Below are 1,456 nucleotides of genomic sequence, written 5' to 3'. Positions count from 1 at the left end.
CTAGTACGGCAGCCGCCGTTCGTGAGGTGACCTCGGGTCCCGCAGGAATGAGGACGGCCACCGCATGATCGTCTGTGTGTTGTGGACACAACATCAGACCTTGCGGTGGCCGAGGGTCACAGCTTAGAGCTTGCCCGGTGGCGACGAGCCATCGACCTGGTGACCAGTTCGTTCGCGGGCCGGTTCGCCCGGGTGGAACCCCGCCGGGCGGCCGCCGGTTTCGTCACCGGCCTGCTCGCTGACCTGGAAATCAAGACGTGTTGGCAGGTGGCAGAGCAGGCCGGGCATGACCGGCCTGATGCGATGCAGAGGTTGCTGTACCGGGCGAAGTGGGACGCTGACGCGGTGCGTGACGACGTGCGGCAGGTCGTCGTGGACCGGCTCGGTGATCCCGACGGTGTTCTCGTCGTTGACGAGACCGGCGACCTGAAGAAGGGCGTGCACACCGTCGGTGTCCAACGTCAGTACACCGGCACGGCCGGGCGGATCGAGAACGCCCAGGTCGGCGTGTTCCTGGCCTACGCGAGCAGGCACGGGCACACCCTGATCGACCGGCGGGTCTACCTGCCGAAGTCCTGGACCGATGACCACCAGCGGTGTGAGCAGGCCGGCGTCCCGGACGACGTCGTCTTCGCCACCCGCTCCGAGCTGGCCGAGCACATGATCACTGCCGCCGTGAAGGCCCTGGTCCCGGCCCGATGGGTCGCCGCGGACGAGGCCTACGGCAACAACACACGGCTGCGAGGTGAGCTGCGCACCCACCGCCTGGGTTACGTCCTGGCGGTCTCCCGCGATCATCTCGTGCCGATCGACGGCGGGAAGACCCGCTGCCGTGCCGACCAACTGGCCGCCGACCTGCCCGCCACGGCGTGGACCCGGCGCAGTGCCGGCGACGGGTCGAAAGGGCCACGGTTCTACGACTGGGCCTGGCTGGCCGACGTCGGCGCCGACGGTGACCCGGACGACGACGGCTGGCACAGTCTGCTGATCCGCCGGAACAACACCACAGGTGAGCTGGCCTTCTACCGCTGCTGGACACCCCGCCCGGCCACCCTCGCGCAACTCGTGCGAGTAGCGGGAGTTCGTTGGATCGTGGAGGAGTCGTTCCAAGCCGGAAAGGGCCAGGTCGGTCTCGACCAGCACCAGGTCCGCCGCTGGACTTCCTGGCACCGGTTCACCACTCTCGCCCTGGCAGCCCTCGCCGTCCTCGCGATCTGCGCCGCCGACGCCCGATCGGTAGACCGTCCCGCTCAGCCCGACATGATCGACCTGACCGTCAACGAGATCCGCCGCCTGATCAACGTCCTACTCATCCGGCCGACCCGCAGCATCGCCTACCGTTTGCGCTGGTCAAACTGGCGACGCCGACACCAAGCACGAGCCAGACGAGCCCACTACGCCCGCCGCCTCAACCTCGAATTCCAACCATGATCACGAATGGCGGCTGTCGTACTAG

At 67.8% G+C, this 1,456-nt stretch carries 1 protein-coding gene; it reads left to right on the top strand.

All coding sequences use genetic code 11. From position 1 onward, the window contains the following. Positions 1–150: 150 nt before the first annotated feature. Complete coding sequence (locus tag ACLQ29_RS35330; RefSeq protein WP_425775694.1) at positions 151–1,431, top strand: IS701 family transposase; 1,281 nt, start codon at positions 151–153, stop codon at positions 1,429–1,431. Positions 1,432–1,456 lie beyond the last annotated feature (25 nt).

Source organism: Micromonospora sp. DT228 (genome assembly GCF_049841595.1).
GTDB lineage: Bacteria > Actinomycetota > Actinomycetes > Mycobacteriales > Micromonosporaceae > Micromonospora.
This window is presented reverse-complemented; position numbering and strand designations above follow the sequence as displayed.